This is a genomic window from Gemmatimonadota bacterium (genome assembly GCA_016704275.1).
Taxonomy (GTDB): domain Bacteria; phylum Gemmatimonadota; class Gemmatimonadetes; order Gemmatimonadales; family GWC2-71-9; genus Palsa-1233.
The window spans coordinates 45,756-61,701 of the sequence record JADJAK010000005.1; the positions used below are offsets into that span (position 1 = coordinate 45,756).

The following is a 15,946-nucleotide window of genomic DNA, read 5'->3' on the forward strand; positions in this document are numbered from 1 at the left end:
GGACGGACGGATGAGCGACAAGCTGCGGCTGGGTATCGTGGGGGCGGGAGCGATCACGCAGGTCGGCCACCTCCCGGTGCTGAAGCGGATGAAGGGCGTCGAGGTCGTCGGCATCTGCGACAACGACCGCACCAAGGCGCGTGCGCTCGCCGATCGCTTCGAGGTGCCCGACGCATACGGCGACATCGAGGAGCTGGTCGACTACGACGCCCTCGATGCGCTGCTCATCTGCACGCCGAATCACCTCCACGAATCGCACATCGGTGCGGCGCTGGCCGCCGGGCTGCACGTCTTCGTGGAACGGCCGCTGGCGCTGACCGCGGCCGGCGCGCAGAAGTTGGTGAAGGCGCAGCAGAAGCACTCCCGCCTGGTCATGGTTGGTGCCAACCATCGCTACCGCCCCGACGTGCAGCAGATCCGCTCGTTCGTGCAGAACGGCGAGCTCGGTGAACTCGAATCGATCCGCGCCTGGTGGTTCATGGCGCGGGCGGGCCGCGGGTCGCTCGGCTGGCGGCAGAAGCGCGACCTCGCCGGCGGCGGCGCGATGCTCGACCTCGGCCTCTCGATGCTCGACCTCTCCCTCTGGCTCGCCGGCTTCCCGACGGTCACGCGCGTCTCGGCGGTCCTCCCCGAACGGCGCGAGAAGGGCGTCGAGCCGAGCGGCACGGCGATGCTGGCACTCGAGCACGGCGCCGCGATCCACATCGACACCTCGTGGCGCTTCGTTGGCCCGGGCGAGCGCTTCGGCATGGCGGTGCGCGCGGCCAATGGCTCGGCCCGCATCAATCCGCTGGCGATCTGGAAGGACTTCCACGGCGTCGCGAAGGACGTGGCGCCCTCGGGGGCCCATTCGCGGGAGACGCCGTTCGCGCTCTCGATTCGCGCGCAGTGGGCGCACTTCCTCTCGGCCGTCCGCGGCGAGGTGCCGGCGCCCGCGCTCACCGAGCAGGTGACGCTGGCGAAGGTCATGGACGCGATCTACGACTCGGCCGAGTCGGGACGGGACGTGAAGCCGTGAGCTGGCGCGCGGCGGTGCTGCTCCTGGCGCCGCTGGTGGCGCCACACGTCTCGGCACAGACCGTGTCGCCGAGCCACGCCCCCGAGGTGTACCTCGTCACGATGGGCCCGGGCGAGACGGTCTACGAGCGCTATGGCCACAACGCCATCTGGGTCCGAGACACGGTCGACGGCACCGACATCGTCTACAACTACGGCACCTTCGACTTCGGCCATTCCACCGCCGAAGTCGCCCGCTTCGTCGGCCGTTTCGCGATGGGCCGCCCGCAGTACTGGCTTGGGACGATGACGATGGCACGGGCCGTCGAGATCTACACCTACTTCAAGCGTGACGTGGAGCTGCAGCAGTTGGCGCTCCCCGCGGCCAAGCGGATCGAGCTGGCCCAACTGCTCGCGACGAATGCGCTGCCCGAGAACCGCGTCTACACCTACGACTACTTCCTCGACAACTGCTCCACGCGCGTCCGCGACATGCTCAATCGGGTGCTGGATGGCGCACTGCAAGAGGCGACCACCGGCGTCCCGGCCGAAGGCAGCTTCCGCTTCCACACCCATCGATCATTGACGAACGACCCGCCGATGTATCTCGGCATCCTGCTCGCGCTCGGGCCGGCCGCCGACGCGCCGCTCGACCAGTGGGGCGAGATGTTCCTGCCGGCGAAGCTGCAGGAGCGGATGCGCGAGCTCCGCGTCCCGGGCGAAGACGGTCGTGAGCTGCCGGTGGTTGCCCGCGAAGTGCGGTTGCTGGAGATGGGGGTCTATCGCGTCGAGGCGGCGCCTCCCACCTGGGGCGGCTGGCTGCTCTTGATCGGCTCGGCAGCGGCGCTCCTGATCCTGACTGGCCGTGCCGAAGGGCCAGCCGGGGTCGCGGGACGCGTCGCGGCCAGCGTGTGGTTGTCGCTGGCGGGGATCGGCGGGATGGTGCTGCTCTTCCTCTGGTTCGCCACCAACCACGTCGCGGCGGCCTGGAACCACAATCTCTTCTTCCTGACGCCGCTCGCCTTCCTGATGTACGGCACCGTCTGGTCGGAGCGGAAGCGCGAGGCCGGGGGGTGGGGTACGCGGGCGGCCGTGTTGACGATTGTGCTGGTGGGGATCGGGACGGTGCTGGCGTTCTTCCCGAACTATGGCGGGCAGTGGAACCTGCAGGTGGCGGCGCTCGTCGCGCCGCCCGCCGTCGCCTCCGCGCTCCTCAGCCTCCGACGCGCGTAAGGGCGGCCTTCGCCTCGGTCAGGGTCGGCGCGGCCGCCACAGCCGCCTTGTAGGCCGTCGCCGCCTGGCTCTTGTCGCCCGCCTCCTCGAAGCGCAGTCCCCGACCGAATTGCACCAGGGCAGCCGAGGTGAAGGTCCGGCGCCACCGTGCCTCGGGGACGCCACCGACCGCCTTCTCCTTCGACAACCGCAACGCCAATTCCGCGACCGCCTCACCGAGCTGCTCGCGGGTCGCGAGGGCAGGGTCCCCGCGCACGACGACCACGGTGGCGCCCGTCGCGGCGTCGATCACTCGCGCTTCGACATTGATGTCGCCGTACTGGTCGAGCAGCGTGCCGATCACCAGCAGCGTCCCGCCCGCCTTGGTCGCGCGGTCTCGGGCCACCGCCAGGTCAATCCGACCGCCCCGGCCCGCCGCCGCGGCAGCAATCGCGCTCGCCGCTCCGCCTCGCCGCTCGGCCATTTCGGTGGTCAAAATCGCTCCGAGCGCCCGGCCGAGGGCGTCGAAGTCCTCCCGCGGCATTCCGACCGAACCCTCGGTCTCGAAGGGGGCGACCGCGACCCGGGGCTGTTGTGCGCTCAGGGGACTGACCGCAACTGCAAGCATGGCAACGAGTTGACGAACCTTCATGCGATGGCTCCAGAACGAGAAGAGACTGCCTCACCCGAGGAGACGAGCGGGACCCCCCGGGTTGTACGCGGTCCGGCGATGTGGGTATATTTCCCGGCTATCGTGGTTCCGCAAGGGGACTACGGCTCTTGACAGGAAGGACGAGACCCATGAAGCCGAATCTGCATCCGCTCTACCAGACGATCACGGTGAAGTGCCAGTGCGGCAACACCTTCGAGACCCGCAGCACGGTCGCGGCGATCAGCGTCGAAGTCTGTGGCCAGTGCCACCCGTACTTCACCGGCAAGCAGCGCCTGGTGGACACGGCCGGTCGGATCGACCGGTTCCGGCGCAAGTACGCCGCGGAACCCGCGCCGCAGTCCTGAGCGATGGAGGCCCGACTCCGCCAGGCGCTCGCGCGGGCGGAGCAGGTCTCGCGGGAGTTGTCCGATCCCGCTATCGCCGCTGATCCAGCTCGCCTGAAATCGCTCGGTCGCGAACACGCTCGGCTCACGCCGATCGTGCGCGTGGCCGAGCGTTTGGCGCGCGCCGAACAGTCGTATGCCGAGGCGATCGAGTTGCGCGACAGCGGTGACCCCGAACTGGTCGCGCTGGCGGGCGACGACCTCGCCAATCTCCCCGTGGAGATCGCGACGATGCAGGCGGAACTCACCGAACTCCTGCTCCCGCGCGATCCGCACGACGATCGCGATGTCATCCTCGAAATTCGCGCCGGCACCGGTGGCGACGAGGCGGCCCTCTTCGCCGCCGAACTGCTGCGGATGTACACGCGCTTTGCCGAGCGCAACAAGATGCGCATCGAGCCGATGGAACTGGACCACGGCAACGTCGGCGGGTTGCGGAGTGCGGTCGTCGCCGTGCGCGGGCTCGGCGCCTACGGCCTGCTGCGCCACGAATCCGGCGTGCACCGGGTGCAGCGCGTGCCCGCCACCGAAACGCAGGGCCGCATCCACACCTCGGCGGCGACGGTGGCGATCTTGCCTGAGGCAGAAGAGGTCGATGTGCGCATCGATCCCCAGGATCTGCGGATCGACGTCTTCCGCTCCTCGGGGCCCGGCGGGCAGAGCGTCAACACCACCGACTCGGCCGTGCGCATCACCCACTTGCCGACCGGCCTCGTCGTCAGCCAGCAGGACCAGAAGTCGCAGCTGCAGAACAAGATGAAGGGCATGGAAGTGCTGCGCGCGCGGCTCCTCGACCGGATGATCGCGGAAGCGGAAGCAGCGCGCTCGGCGGAGCGTCGCGCGATGGTCGGCACCGGCGATCGCTCGGGGAAGATCCGCACCTACAACTTCCCGCAGAGCCGGATCACCGATCACCGGATCAACCTGTCGGTGCACAACCTGACCGACGTCATGGATGGCAAGCTCGACGAAATCGTCGCGGCCCTTCGCATGGCGGCGCGGTCCGAGCAGCAGGATGGTTGAGGTGGCGCTCTCCGGTCGGGCGCTGCTCGAGCAGGCCGCAACGCGGTTGGCCGACGCGGGGCTGGACTCGCCGCGACTCGCCGCTCGCCGACTCTGGGCCGATCTGCAGGACGACGCCACCTTGATGACATTGCTCACCGATGACGTCGACGTGGCCCCCGCCGTCGCTGCCCGGTTCGCGGGGTGGGTGGAGCGGCTGGCCGCGGGTGAACCGCTCGCCTACGTGACCGGCTGGACCGGCTTCCGACACCTGCGGCTCCAGTGCGACCCGCGCGCCCTCATCCCGCGCCCGGAAACCGAGACGCTGGTCGAATTGGCGTTGGCCCGGACCAGCTCTGGCACCGCCATCGACATCGGCACGGGGACAGGCGCCATCGCCCTGTCATTGAAGAGTGAGGGGGCGTTCGAGACGGTCTGGGGTGTTGATCTCTCCGCCCCGGCGCTCGCGCTTGCCAGGACGAACGGTGACCTGCTTGGCATCGATGTCCGCTGGGCCCTGGGCGACCTCCTCGCGCCGATCGAGGGCGAGGTCGACCTGCTGGTCTCGAACCCGCCGTATCTGACCGAGGCGGAGTATGCCGCGCTGGACCATTCGGTGCGAGATTACGAGCCGCAGCTGGCGCTCCCTTCGGGGGCGGACGGCCTGACGGCAACGCGGCGTCTGCTCGATGAGGGCCGGGCCGTGGTGCGTGCAGGGGGCTGGATCGCCCTCGAGGTGGACTGTCGCCGCGCCGCGGCGACGGCGGCGCTTGCCGAGGGGTTCGGCTGGCGTGAGGTCCTGGTGCAGGACGACCTGTTTGGCCGCGCGCGCTATCTGCTGGCGCGGCGAGGGAGTGCGTGATGATCGACGAAAAGGCCAACGAACTCGGCCGCCTGATCGGCCAGACCCCGGAGTACCAGGCGCTGCGGCGGGCCGAAGGCTCGCTGCGCGAGGACACCGAGGCGCAGGCGCGGCTGGAGACCATCTCGCGGCTGACGCGTGACTTCGACCAGTTGATGGCCGAGGGGCAGTCGCCGAGCGAGGCGCAGGCGCAGGAATACGAAGGGACGCTGCGCGAGTTCGAGCTGTCGCCGGTGGGGCAGGCCTACCTCGTGGCGCGGGCGAACGTCGACAAGCTGATGCAGCGCGTGAACCAGGCCATTGGCCAGGGGATCGAGCGCGGCGCCACGAGCAGCATCATCACGCTCTGATGCCCACCGGCTGCTTCATCGTCCTCGAAGGGCCGGAGGGGGCCGGGAAGACCACCCTCGCCGCCGCGCTCGTCGCGCGGATGCGTCGCGACGGTCTCGAGGTCGTGAGCATCCGGGAGCCTGGAGGGACGCCGGTCGCCGAGGCGCTCCGTGGGGAACTGCTCGATCGGGATCGCGAGTGGACCCCAGAGGCCGAATTGCTGTACATGGTGACAGCGCGGGCCGACCTCGTCACGCACGTGATCCGGCCCGCGCTCGCGGCAGGGAAGGTCGTCCTCTCCGACCGGTACGACCTGTCGACCATGGCCTATCAGGGCGCCGGCCGTGGCTTGCCGATGGCGCAGGTGCGCTGGGTCAATGGCGCCGCCACGGGCGGACTCCAGCCCGACCTGACGCTGGTGCTCGACCTCGATCCTGCGGTGGGACGCGCGCGGCAGGCGGCGGCCGGGAAGGGTGCCGATCGGCTCGAGCGCGAATCGGCGGAGTTCCACGACCGTGTGGCGGCGGCGTATGTGGCGGCCACCGGCGAAGGGGTGCATCATTTGAATGCCGGGGCGTCCCCCGAGGCAGTGTTGGCATCGGCATGGCGACTGCTCTCGGCAGCGCGCCCCGACACCTTCTCGGGCGACACGGCGTAGGCTGCAGAGGCTGTTCAACGGAGGCAGGATGATGCGGAAGCGCTTGGGTCTGACGGCGGTCGTGGCAGCGGTGTCCTTCTTCAGCGGTGGCTGGCTGATGCAGGGTGCCACCGCCCGCGCCACACCGGACGGTCCGCGGCTGCTTGGCGAGGTCCTCGATCACGTCACCAAGTACTATGTCGATTCCCTCTCCGCCGATTCGATCTATGCCAAGGCGAGCCACGGTCTGGTGGAGCAGCTCGGCGACCCGTACTCCACGCTGATGGAGCGGGAAGACTTCAAGCAGATCACCGAGATGACCACCGGCAACTACGGCGGCCTCGGCATGCAGATCGACGTCCGCGAAGGGTGGATCACCGTGGTGGCGCCACTGCCCGAGACGCCGGCAGAGCGCGCCGGGATCGAGGCGGGCGACCAGATCGTCGAAGTGAACGGCAAGGTCACCCGCGACCTCAACCAGGACGACGCCGTCAAGACCTTGCGCGGCGCGCCGGGCACGCGCGTCGACATCAAGATCCGCCGCCCCGGCATTCCGCAGCCGATGCCGTTCGCCCTGACTCGCGAGACGATCCACTACCGCTCCGTCCAGCCGGGGATCCTCTTCGACGGCGGCATTGGTCTGATCGCGCTGACGCCGGTGATCGAGACCTCGTCCGACGAACTGCGTGCGGAAGTGAATGCGTTGCGCGCCAAGGGGATGAAGTCGCTGATCTTCGATCTCCGCGGCAATCCGGGCGGCTTGCTCACCGAAGGGATCACCGTCTCCGAGCTCTTCCTCGATCGTGGCCAAGGCGTCGTGTCGACGCGCGGCCGCGTCCCCGAGATGAACAAGAGCTATGCGGCGCAGAGCACCCAGCCTTGGCCGGAGATGCCGGTGGTGGTGCTGGTGAACGAGTGGTCGGCGTCGGCGGCCGAGATCATCGCAGGTGCGTTGCAGGACAACGACCGCGCCATCGTGATCGGCACGGCGACCTTCGGCAAGGGGCTGGTGCAGACACTCTTCCCGATCGGCAATGACCGCGCCCTGAAGCTGACGACGGCGCGCTGGTTCACGCCGAGCGGCCGCACCATCCAGCGGGACGCGAAGAACCAGGAAGCGCAGGTCGAACAGGCCACCGCCGAGGCGCTCGGCCGCGACAGCGTGAAGCGCGTGCTGCCGACCTTCAAGACGGTCGGTGGGCGCACGGTGAAGGGCGGCGGCGGGATCGTGCCGGACCGGATCGTCCGCGGCGACACCTTGACCGATGCGGAGAAGACCTTCGCGAAGGCCCTCGGCAGCAACGTTGCCGCGTATCGCGATGCGCTCGTCTCCACCGCCCTCGAGGCGAAGGAGAAGAAGCTGGTCACCAGCGAGGGCTTCCCGGTCACCGACCAGATGCGCCAGCTGGTGCTGAGCAAGCTCGCCGCCAAGGGTGTCGTGATGTCGCCGGAACAGATTGCCGGCGGCCGGGCACTGCTGGATGACCAGCTGGCCTACGAGATCTCGCGTTACGTCTTCGGGCGTCAGGCGGAGATCCGCCGCCGGTCGAGCGACGACCCGCAGGTGCGGGCCGCCATTGAGTTGCTCAAGCGTGCGCCGACGCGTGCCGCACTGATGGCGAAGCCCGCGGGGGAATGATCCAACCGCCGGTCGTGATTGTCGGGGCAGGGCGCGTCGGGCTTTCGCTCGCACGCGCCCTGACTCGTTTGGAAGAGCCGGTGCGGCTGCTCGGCCGCGCGGCGCGTCCCGCGGGGCCCGGGGTGCCGGCTGTCGAGGCCGAATGGGGCGAGGCGCTTGCCGTCGCGGGGCTCGTGATCATCGCGGCCCCGGACGATGCCATCGCGGCCGTGGTGGAGAGACTGGTGGCGGTGTCGGCGATTCGCGAGGCAACGGTGGTCCTCCACACCTCGGGGATGCACGACGCCTCGGTCCTTGCGCCGCTCGAGGCACAGGGCGCCGCGACGGGCTCTTGGCACCCCCTGCAGAGCATCCCCGATGGTGATCGTGCGGACCGCTTCCTCGGGGTGCCGGCCGTCCTCGAGGGCGACGAGGCCGCCGTGCTGGTGGCCCGCGCCCTCGCGGTCCGGCTGGAGATGGCGCCGATCCTGGAGTTGCCGGCCTCGGCCAAGCCGCGCTACCACGCTGCGGCCGTCTTCGCGGCGAACTACCTGGTGGTGCTGAACGGCATCGCGGAGCGCCTGGCCCGGGATGCCGGTGCCGGGGAGGACGCGCGCGGCCTCTTCCTCCCGATCATGCGCCAAGTGCTCGCGAACCTCGACGGTCGCACCGCCGCTGACGCGTTGACGGGCCCTGTGCGGCGCGGCGACGTCGGCACCGTCATGGCACATCTCGGGGCACTCGTCGGGCTGGATCGCGAGGCGTATCTCGTCCTGGCACGCGAGGCACTGGAGCTCGCCGCGGAGGCGGGGCTGGAGGCGGAGCAGGTCAGCGCGATGCGGAGCACGCTGCGATGAGCAAGAAGCCGTTGAAGGACGTCGACACCGGCGATCAGGCCGAGTTGCTCCGATTCACGGTGATGGTGGTGCTCCCCGGCACCTTCATGCTCTTCTTTCTGGAAGGCATGCTCTGGGGTCCGGGTTACTTCCTGCTCAAGCTCGTCCTCAACGTCTCCCTGCTGACGCTACTCGCGCGCCTCGTCTGGCCCCTCATCCACCACGGCAGCACCAAGCTCATCAACGGGCTCCTTTCGGCCGGTGGCGAAGCGCGGACGATCGAATACTCCGAGGTCGAAGCCCTGGTCATCCAGGGGCGCTTCCATGAGGCACTGGTGATGTACCGCGCCATCGCCGAGGAGACGCCGGATGCCGACGTACGGCTCCGCCTCGGCGACCTGATGCTGCACCAGCTCAAGGATCCGGTCGGTGCGGAGGAGGCCTATCTGGCCGCGCGCCGCGCGAGCCCGACGCCGAAGCAGGAGTCGCGGATCACCAACTCGCTGATCGATCTCTATCGCGGGACAGGGAATCGGACCGGGATGAAGAACGAGCTCTCGCGCTTTGCGCGGTTGCACGCCGGCACCGCGCCGGGAGATGCGGCGCGGAGACGGTCCGACGGATGGCGCAGGAAGAGCTGGGCGGGGCCTGACGACTACTGATCGACGACCTTCACGCCATTCGGCACCTTGAACGCAAAGATGCCGGCGGGGAAGGTGCCATTGGTGCGGACATTCGAGAGGTCGACGGTGCGCGTCTGCGGGCCCTCGTCCGTCTGGATGCGCCGCGGCAGCCCGTCGCCACGATCAAACCAGAGCGTCGCCCGACGGAACTGGAATTCCCCCGGCACCAGCGGCTGCAGCAGCACCGCGTCCGTCACCCGACCATCCAGCGTCTCCGTCTTCACGAAGGTGACGCGGTAGCGATCGAGCGGACTCTTCAGGAACCAATCCAGAATGTTGTAGCCGAAGACCGGTGAGGTCGGCGGCGGATAGCGCAGCACGACACCGGGGTTGTCGCTCGGCGTGTAGACCCAGAGCTTGCTGCCATCGAGCACCACGGCTTCGGTGGCCGGGTCGGAGAAGCGCATCGCGAACTTGTTGCCCGCTTGGTAGAGCGTCCCCTTGCTGCTCTCGTCGCCGAGCCGGCGGTCTTCCAACTTCTGCCGGAAATCCGCCTGCAGGCCGCTCAACCCCGATACACCCGTGCCGCCTTGGTGACGATCTCCGGGGCGGGGTCACTGCTCGTCGGCGCCTGCGCGCTCCCCAGGGCGGGGAGGAGCAGGGCCCCGAGCAGCGCGAGCGCGTGCTTCACGCCGCGCTCCCCACCGGCGATACCACCGAGCGGCCGATCACCTCGGCGATCGCGCCGACCTCGCGCATCATCCGCTCGAACTGTTCGGGGAAGAGCGACTGCGCCCCATCCGACAGCGCGCGCTCCGGGTTCGGATGCACCTCGACGATCAGCCCGTCGGCGCCGGCCGCAATCGCCGCCCGTGCCATCGCCGGCACCATGTCGCGGTGGCCGGTGCCATGGCTCGGGTCGGCGATGATCGGCAGGTGCGAGAGGCCGTGCACCACCGCGATCGCCGAGAGGTCGAAGAGGTTGCGGGTGGCGGTGTCGAAGGAGCGGATGCCGCGCTCGCAGAGGATGACGTTCGGATTGCCCTCGGAGAGGATGTACTCGGCCGAGAGCAGCAGCTCGGAGATCGTGGCCGACAGGCCGCGCTTCAGCAGCACCGGCTTGCGCTGACGCCCCGCTTCCTTGAGGAGCGAGTAGTTCTGCATGTTGCGCGCGCCGATCTGCACGATGTCGGCGGTCTCGACCACCATCTCCAGCCCCTTGGCATCCATGGCCTCGGTGACGATCATCAGCCCCGTTTCCGCACGCGCGACCGCCAGGAGCTCGAGGCCGAGCTGGCCCAGGCCCTGGAAGGCGTAGGGCGACGAACGGGGCTTGAAGGCACCGGCCCGGAGCACCGTGGCACCGGCCGCCTTCACCTGCCGGGCGGAGAGGAGGATCTGCTCCTCGCCTTCGACGGAGCAAGGGCCCGCCATGATGATGACTTCCCGGCCGCCGATCGTCGAACCATCCGGCAGCGGGACCCGCGTCGGCTCCGGCTTCCACTCGCGCGAGACCTGCTTGTACGGCTTGGAGACGTGGATCACCTCGGCCACGCCGGCGAGCGCCTCGACGCGCGAGGCGTCGACGCGGCCATCGTTGCCCACCAGTCCGACGGTGGTGCGCTGGCGGCCCGGCATCGGGCGCGCTTCGTACCCCATCGTCTGGATCACCTCGACCACGCCGGCGATCTCGTCCGGGGTGGCGTCCTGCTTCATCACGATCAGCATCGGTCAGGTCCGAGTATGGTAGTGGTCAGGCCGCAGTGGTGGTCTGCTCGCCGAGACGCACCCCGACGATGGTGGAAACCCCCGGCTCCTGCATCGTCACGCCGTAGACGGCATCGGCGGACTGCATGGTGCGCGGGTTGTGGGTGATGACCAGGAACTGCGTCTGGCCCTTGAACTGGTCGAGCAACCGGATGAAGCGCCCGACGTTGGCGTCGTCAAGCGGCGCGTCCACTTCGTCCATGAGGCAGAAGGGGTTCGGCTTCGTCAGGTAGATCGCGAAGAGCAGCGACGTCGCCACCAGCGTCCGTTCGCCGGACGAGAGGAGGTGGATGCGCTGAGTCTTCTTGCCGCGCGGCGAGGCGTGGATCTCGATCTCCGCCTCGAGCGGATCATCCGGATCGGAGAGCCGCAGGTCGCACTCGCCGCCGCCGAAGAGCGTCTGGAAGACCGAGAGGAAGTTCTCCCGGATGGCGACGAACGTCTCGGCGAAGAGCGCCTTGGCGGTGCCATCGATCTCCTTGATCGCCTGCAACAGCGCCTGCCGTGCGGCGACCAGGTCGTCGCGCTGCGCCTGCAGGAAGGTGGCGCGCTTGCTCTCCTCGGCGTGCTCCTCGACCGCGAGGGCATTGACCGGACCAATCTGCTCGAGTGCCGCGGCGATCCGTTCCGCCTCGGTCTCCAGCGTCTCGAGATCGAGATCGAGCACCGGCGCCGCCTCGGCGAGTTCGTCGAACGGCCGCTTCCACTCGGTCTCGACGCGCTCGACGATCCGGGCGCGTTGGGCCGTGGCATCGGCGACGCCGAGCTCGAGGCGATGGTGCTCCTCGCTCTTCGATTCGACCGAGCGACGCACATCGGCGAGGTCGGCCTCGATCTCGGCGAGCTTCGTCTCCGCCGCCTGCAAGGCGCCTTCCGCTTCGCCGGCCGCGGTCTCCAGCGCCATCAGCTGCTGGGCCCGTTCGTCCCGGCCACCCTGCCACTCGCTGCGCTGGGCCTCGAGTTCGAGCGTGTCGGCGTCGAGTCGGGCAATCTCCTCGGTGCGGATCCGGCCGGAGGTCTCGGCCTCGGCGATGACGCGTTCGGTGCGCTGAATCGCGTCATTCGCGGCACGGAGGCGGGCGGCGATGTGCGCCTCCTGCACCTGCCACTGCGAGCGCGCTTCGCGGGCCACTTCCTGCTCGCCTTCGAGTTCCGTGAGCTGCGCCCGGGTGGTGACGAGGGCCTCGTCGAGGCGGGCACGTGCCGCACTCCCCTCGGCGAGCGCGGCCTCGACCTGGGTGGCACGCTGCTCGGCCCGGGTGAGGCGCTCGCGGAGGCGACCGAGCTGTGTCTCGGCCTCGGTGATCTCGCGATCGAAGTTGGTCACGCGGCGCGCCAGGTCTTCGCGCGCGGCGATCGCCTGACGCTCCGCCTCGCGGAGTCGTTCGGCGGCCTGTTGCGCCTCGGTCGCTGCGGCATCGAGTGCCAGCAACTCGGCGGCGGTGCGATCGCGACGCGCATCGGCATCGGCGAGCGCCGCGCTGCGCGTGTCGAGGTCGCGGCCGAGGGTCTGCAACTCGGCACGCCGACGGATCGGGCCCGACGCGGCCGCGGGGCCGGTCAGGAAGACGACGCCGTTGGCGCGACGCAGACCGCGTCCGCCGCCATGCAGCACTTCGGAGCCGCCGACGAGCGCCTTCACCCAGTCGGCGGCGAGCGGATCGACGCGCAGTGCCGTCTCGGCGAGCGCCCCGCTGCGCACCGGACCCGGCGCAACCGGGAGGAGAATCAGGGTGCCCGGCTGTTCCTGGGCATGCCATGCCTGGATCGCGGGAATTGCCGACGCATCGCGGATGAGGACGGCGTGGACGTAGTCGCCCAGCAACTGCTCGGCGAGCTCGGCCTGGTCGCCCTCGGTCGAGATGTAATCGGCGAGCGGCCCGAGCACCTGGTCACCAAAGCGACCCGGCCGGCCAGGAGCGCGGCCGCGGCCGGGGCGAGTCCGACGCGATCGCGTTCCAGCGCTTCGAGGGCGGAACGACGCGCCGTGATGCGCGCCACGTCCTCTTCGATCGTGCGGCGCTCGGCCAGCTCACGGGCTTCGCGATCGCGCGTCTCGCGCAGCAGGAGGCGCGACTGCTCGGCGGCCGCGGCGCCCTGCCGGAAGTCGGCGCTGTGCCGATCGGCCACGTTGCTCGCGTCGGTCAACTTCTCGCCGGTGGACTGGCGCTCCTGCGTCAGTTGCGCGACGTGGGCCTCTTCCTGCGCCACGCGCTCGCGCAGCGAGGCGAGCTCGCCATCGAGCGCGGTGCGCTCGCCTTCCAGCGACCGCAACTGCTGCGCGGCCTGCTGCAGTTCCTGCTCCATGCGCCGCACAACGTCACGCTGCCCGGCCAGGCGCTGCCGCACGGCCTGCTCGGCCTCGGCACGCCCCGACAGTTCGCCCTGCACCCGCTGATGCTCCACCTCGGCGCTCTGGCGCTCCTCGGTGGCGGTGCCGAGCTCGAGGCGGGCCTGCTGCAGGCGGACCTCGGAATCGCCGCGCTCCAGCGTGGCGCGCTCACGGCGCTGGGCCGCGTTGGCGAGCCGTTCGGAGGCGACGGCGAGATCACCATCGAGCTTGCCGAGCGCGACGCGGGCGTGGCCCAGGTCATCGACGACCGCGGTGCGGTGCCGTTCGGCGGTGGCGCGCGAGGTGACGGCCTCTTCGCGGGCCGCCTCGACGACCGCGAGCCGTTCACGGGCCTGGGGCAGCAGGTGGGTGAGCTCGGCGTGGCGCCGTTCGAACGACTCGGCGTCCTCGGCCAGCTGATCCAGCCGGCGACGGGCCAGGGTCAGGGTGACGGCGAAGCGCTCCTCCGTCAGCGAGACGTGCCGTTCGGCCTTCCCCTTCTGCCGAGCGAGCGAGCGCACCTGCGACTGCACTTCCGCGATCAAGTCTTCGAGGCGCTGCAAGTCGTTGGCGGTTTCCTCGAGGCGACGCGAGGTGCTGTGGCGGCGATCGCGATAGAGGCCGACGCCGGCCGCCTCTTCGAAGAGCGAACGACGTTCGTCGGCCCGGTCGGAGAGGAGGAGGTCGATCATCTTGGCTTCGATCACGACGCCGGCGTCGCTGCCGAGGCCGGTGCCGCGCAGCAGATCCTGCACGTCGCGCAGCCGGGCCGGCGCGTTGTTGAGGAGGTAATCGCTCTGCCCCGAGCGCGAGAGCCGACGCGTGATGACCACCTCGGTGTACGGCGTGGGCAATTCGCCCTCGCTGTTGTCGAGGTAGAGCGAGACTTCGGCCACGTTGACGGGGCGACGGGTGGCCGCACCCTGGAAGATGACGTCCTCCATCTTCCCGCCGCGCAGGAGACGCGCGGATTGCTCGCCGAGCACCCAGCGGACGGCGTCGGAGACGTTGGACTTGCCGCAGCCGTTCGGCCCGACGATCGACGTGACCCCCTGATCGAAGGTCATGGTCACGGTGTCGGCAAAGGACTTGAAGCCGGACAGTTCCAGCTTGGTGAGCTTCATTGCGGAGTCGGTATTGGGGTCGGCGTCGACGGCGCCCCCCGCCCGGCAGGCAGGGGGGTCACCGGAATCCCCAAAGATAGCGGGTGCGGGAAGCCCCCGGGGTCAGGTCCCGGGATCGGCCGCGAAGATGAAGTACGTCCGCCCGAGGCGCTTGCCGTCGGCGTCGGCCTCCTCCCTGGTGCGGTACGGCCCGATGACGACCCGATAGGGGTCCTCGGGGCCCTTCGGCGGGAGGAGCTGGGCCGCCCACCCGGCGCCCTTGAGCTGGTCCACCAGGGCCTTGGCGAAGTCCTGGTTCTGGGAAGCAGAGACCTGGAGGTAGAGCCGCTGGCCGGTCTCCCCCGAGGTGGACACGGGTGGGGTGACGGGCGGCGTGGGTTCGGCGGTGACCGGGGGGGCCGTGGTCGGCTCCACCACCCCGCTGTCGCGGGGGGTGCTGTCGGCGGTCGCCGGTTCCACGGCGGCCACGGTGACCTCCTGGGCGGCCCCCTTCGGGAGCCACGGCACCGTCAGGTAGACGTCGGCCGCCGCGCCCCGGAGCCGGGCTACCGGGCCCGGCACCGCCCGGAGCAGGTCCCAGGCGACCAGGTCGTCGCCGTCGCGAACGATCAGCGATTTGCTGCCGGCCACGAGCGGGAGGTCGGCCGCCCAGGTCGACTGCACGGTCGCGGCCACTTCCCAGTGGACCAGATCGATGACCCAGATCGAATCGCCCTCGAGCGGGCGGGCCAGGAGCCAGCGCCCGGTCCGGTCGACGCGAAGCGCACGGCTCGTCCCCGGAAGCTTGAGGGTCTTCATCTCGTCGCCGCTGAAGCGGTCGAGCATGACGAGGTCGTCACGGCTTCGGGCGACATAGAGCCGATGGCCCGACGGGGAGAAGGCGGCGACGGTCGGGCTCCCCTTCATCTCGACGAACTTCGGACCAGGCTTGCCCGAGGGCTCGACGTAGATCAGGCCCGAGTCGGTGGCGACCACGAAGTAGTCGCCGTACCAGGTGCTCGCCATTTCGCCGCCGGGGACTTCAAAGCGGCGAAGCTCGCCCTCTTCGCCGATCACCTGGGCGAGCTGGCTGCGCCGCGAATAGGCGACCAGCGATGAGCCGGGGGCGCGCAGCAGTTGCACCGGACCGCCCTCGACCGCGGCGCGGAAGGTGGTCAGGGCCCGATTGGCAAAGCGCAGCGGACGTCGCGTCGAGTCGAGCCCCAGAATCACCCCGTCCGGGGTGGCGACCAATTCGCGCGCGTTGACGAGGAACGGGCGGAAGCGTTCGGTGATCAGGTCGATGCCGATCAGACGCCCCTTGTCGTCGACCGCATACACCATGCGCTCTTCGAGGTCGGTCGCCAGCGCCCGCTCGATCGGCGGCAGGCCGTTGCTGCGCCAGCCGACAGGCGTGAGGGAGTCGGGCCAGAGGAGCGTGGCCGTCCCGCCTTCGGCCGGCAAGCGCAACAACACGCCGCCCGACGGAAGGCCGGCGGGCAACGTGCGTTCCGAGGGCGTGGCCTCATCCCCGCCGCAGGCGGCGAGGACGAGGAGGGAGCAGAGGACGAC

General features: G+C 69.8%; 15 protein-coding genes. 10 read left to right on the top strand and 5 right to left on the bottom strand.

All coding sequences use genetic code 11. The annotated features are described in order from the left end of the window. The first annotated feature begins 10 nt into the window (after positions 1 to 10). Complete coding sequence (locus IPG05_10925; GenBank protein ID MBK6495592.1) at positions 11 to 1,018, top strand: Gfo/Idh/MocA family oxidoreductase; 1,008 nt, start codon at positions 11 to 13, stop codon at positions 1,016 to 1,018. Further along, positions 1,015 to 2,229 carry a DUF4105 domain-containing protein gene (locus tag IPG05_10930; protein MBK6495593.1) on the top strand — a complete coding sequence of 405 codons (1,215 nt, stop codon included), beginning with the start codon at positions 1,015 to 1,017 and terminating at the stop codon, positions 2,227 to 2,229. The genes IPG05_10925 and IPG05_10930 overlap by 4 nt, the downstream gene beginning before the upstream one ends. On the opposite strand, the gene IPG05_10935 is transcribed toward IPG05_10930, so the two are convergent. After that, a complete protein-coding gene (locus tag IPG05_10935) occupies positions 2,210 to 2,860 on the bottom strand; it encodes a hypothetical protein (GenBank protein MBK6495594.1) in 651 nt (216 codons plus the stop codon). The genes IPG05_10930 and IPG05_10935 overlap by 20 nt on opposite strands. Positions 2,861 to 3,009: 149 nt before the next feature. On the opposite strand from IPG05_10935, the gene rpmE reads away from it, so the two are divergent. From rpmE to IPG05_10975, 8 genes are read left to right on the top strand one after another with little or no spacing between them, the layout of a single operon-like run. Then, entirely contained in the window at positions 3,010 to 3,225 is a 216-nt protein-coding gene (rpmE, locus tag IPG05_10940; protein ID MBK6495595.1) for a 50S ribosomal protein L31, read from the top strand. Positions 3,226 to 3,228: 3 nt separating this feature from the next. Next, positions 3,229 to 4,287: a peptide chain release factor 1 gene (gene prfA, locus IPG05_10945; protein ID MBK6495596.1), complete on the top strand. Its 1,059-nt coding sequence runs from the start codon at positions 3,229 to 3,231 to the stop codon at positions 4,285 to 4,287. Then, positions 4,280 to 5,128, top strand: coding sequence for a peptide chain release factor N(5)-glutamine methyltransferase (gene prmC, locus IPG05_10950; protein MBK6495597.1), 849 nt, complete (start codon positions 4,280 to 4,282; stop codon positions 5,126 to 5,128). The genes prfA and prmC overlap by 8 nt, the downstream gene beginning before the upstream one ends. After that, positions 5,128 to 5,478, top strand: a complete 351-nt coding sequence (locus tag IPG05_10955; GenBank protein MBK6495598.1) for a YlbF family regulator — start codon at positions 5,128 to 5,130, stop codon at positions 5,476 to 5,478. Before prmC ends, IPG05_10955 begins: the two co-directional genes overlap by 1 nt. Further along, positions 5,478 to 6,116 (top strand): dTMP kinase, encoded by a 639-nt coding sequence (gene tmk / locus IPG05_10960; GenBank protein ID MBK6495599.1) that lies wholly within the window; start codon positions 5,478 to 5,480, stop codon positions 6,114 to 6,116. The genes IPG05_10955 and tmk overlap by 1 nt, the downstream gene beginning before the upstream one ends. 31 nt (positions 6,117 to 6,147) lie before the next feature. Beyond that, positions 6,148 to 7,734: a S41 family peptidase gene (locus IPG05_10965; GenBank protein MBK6495600.1), complete on the top strand. Its 1,587-nt coding sequence runs from the start codon at positions 6,148 to 6,150 to the stop codon at positions 7,732 to 7,734. Continuing rightward, positions 7,731 to 8,570 carry a DUF2520 domain-containing protein gene (locus IPG05_10970; GenBank protein MBK6495601.1) on the top strand — a complete coding sequence of 280 codons (840 nt, stop codon included), beginning with the start codon at positions 7,731 to 7,733 and terminating at the stop codon, positions 8,568 to 8,570. Before IPG05_10965 ends, IPG05_10970 begins: the two co-directional genes overlap by 4 nt. After that, positions 8,567 to 9,211 (top strand): tetratricopeptide repeat protein, encoded by a 645-nt coding sequence (locus IPG05_10975; protein ID MBK6495602.1) that lies wholly within the window; start codon positions 8,567 to 8,569, stop codon positions 9,209 to 9,211. The genes IPG05_10970 and IPG05_10975 overlap by 4 nt, the downstream gene beginning before the upstream one ends. Here IPG05_10975 and IPG05_10980 read toward each other — a convergent pair. The 4 genes from IPG05_10980 to IPG05_10995 all read right to left on the bottom strand — a co-directional run bounded on the left by IPG05_10980 (position 9,205) and on the right by IPG05_10995 (position 15,877). After that, positions 9,205 to 9,741 carry an outer membrane lipoprotein carrier protein LolA gene (locus IPG05_10980; protein MBK6495603.1) on the bottom strand — a complete coding sequence of 179 codons (537 nt, stop codon included), beginning with the start codon at positions 9,739 to 9,741 and terminating at the stop codon, positions 9,205 to 9,207. The two genes, IPG05_10975 and IPG05_10980, sit on opposite strands and share 7 nt — an antisense overlap. A gap of 118 nt (positions 9,742 to 9,859) precedes the next feature. After that, complete coding sequence (aroF, locus tag IPG05_10985; protein MBK6495604.1) at positions 9,860 to 10,900, bottom strand: 3-deoxy-7-phosphoheptulonate synthase; 1,041 nt, start codon at positions 10,898 to 10,900, stop codon at positions 9,860 to 9,862. A gap of 25 nt (positions 10,901 to 10,925) precedes the next feature. Next, positions 10,926 to 12,827 (bottom strand): AAA family ATPase, encoded by a 1,902-nt coding sequence (locus tag IPG05_10990; protein MBK6495605.1) that lies wholly within the window; start codon positions 12,825 to 12,827, stop codon positions 10,926 to 10,928. Between the two features lie 1,670 nt (positions 12,828 to 14,497). After that, positions 14,498 to 15,877 (bottom strand): SPOR domain-containing protein, encoded by a 1,380-nt coding sequence (locus tag IPG05_10995; protein MBK6495606.1) that lies wholly within the window; start codon positions 15,875 to 15,877, stop codon positions 14,498 to 14,500. Between the last annotated feature and the right edge of the window lie 69 nt (positions 15,878 to 15,946).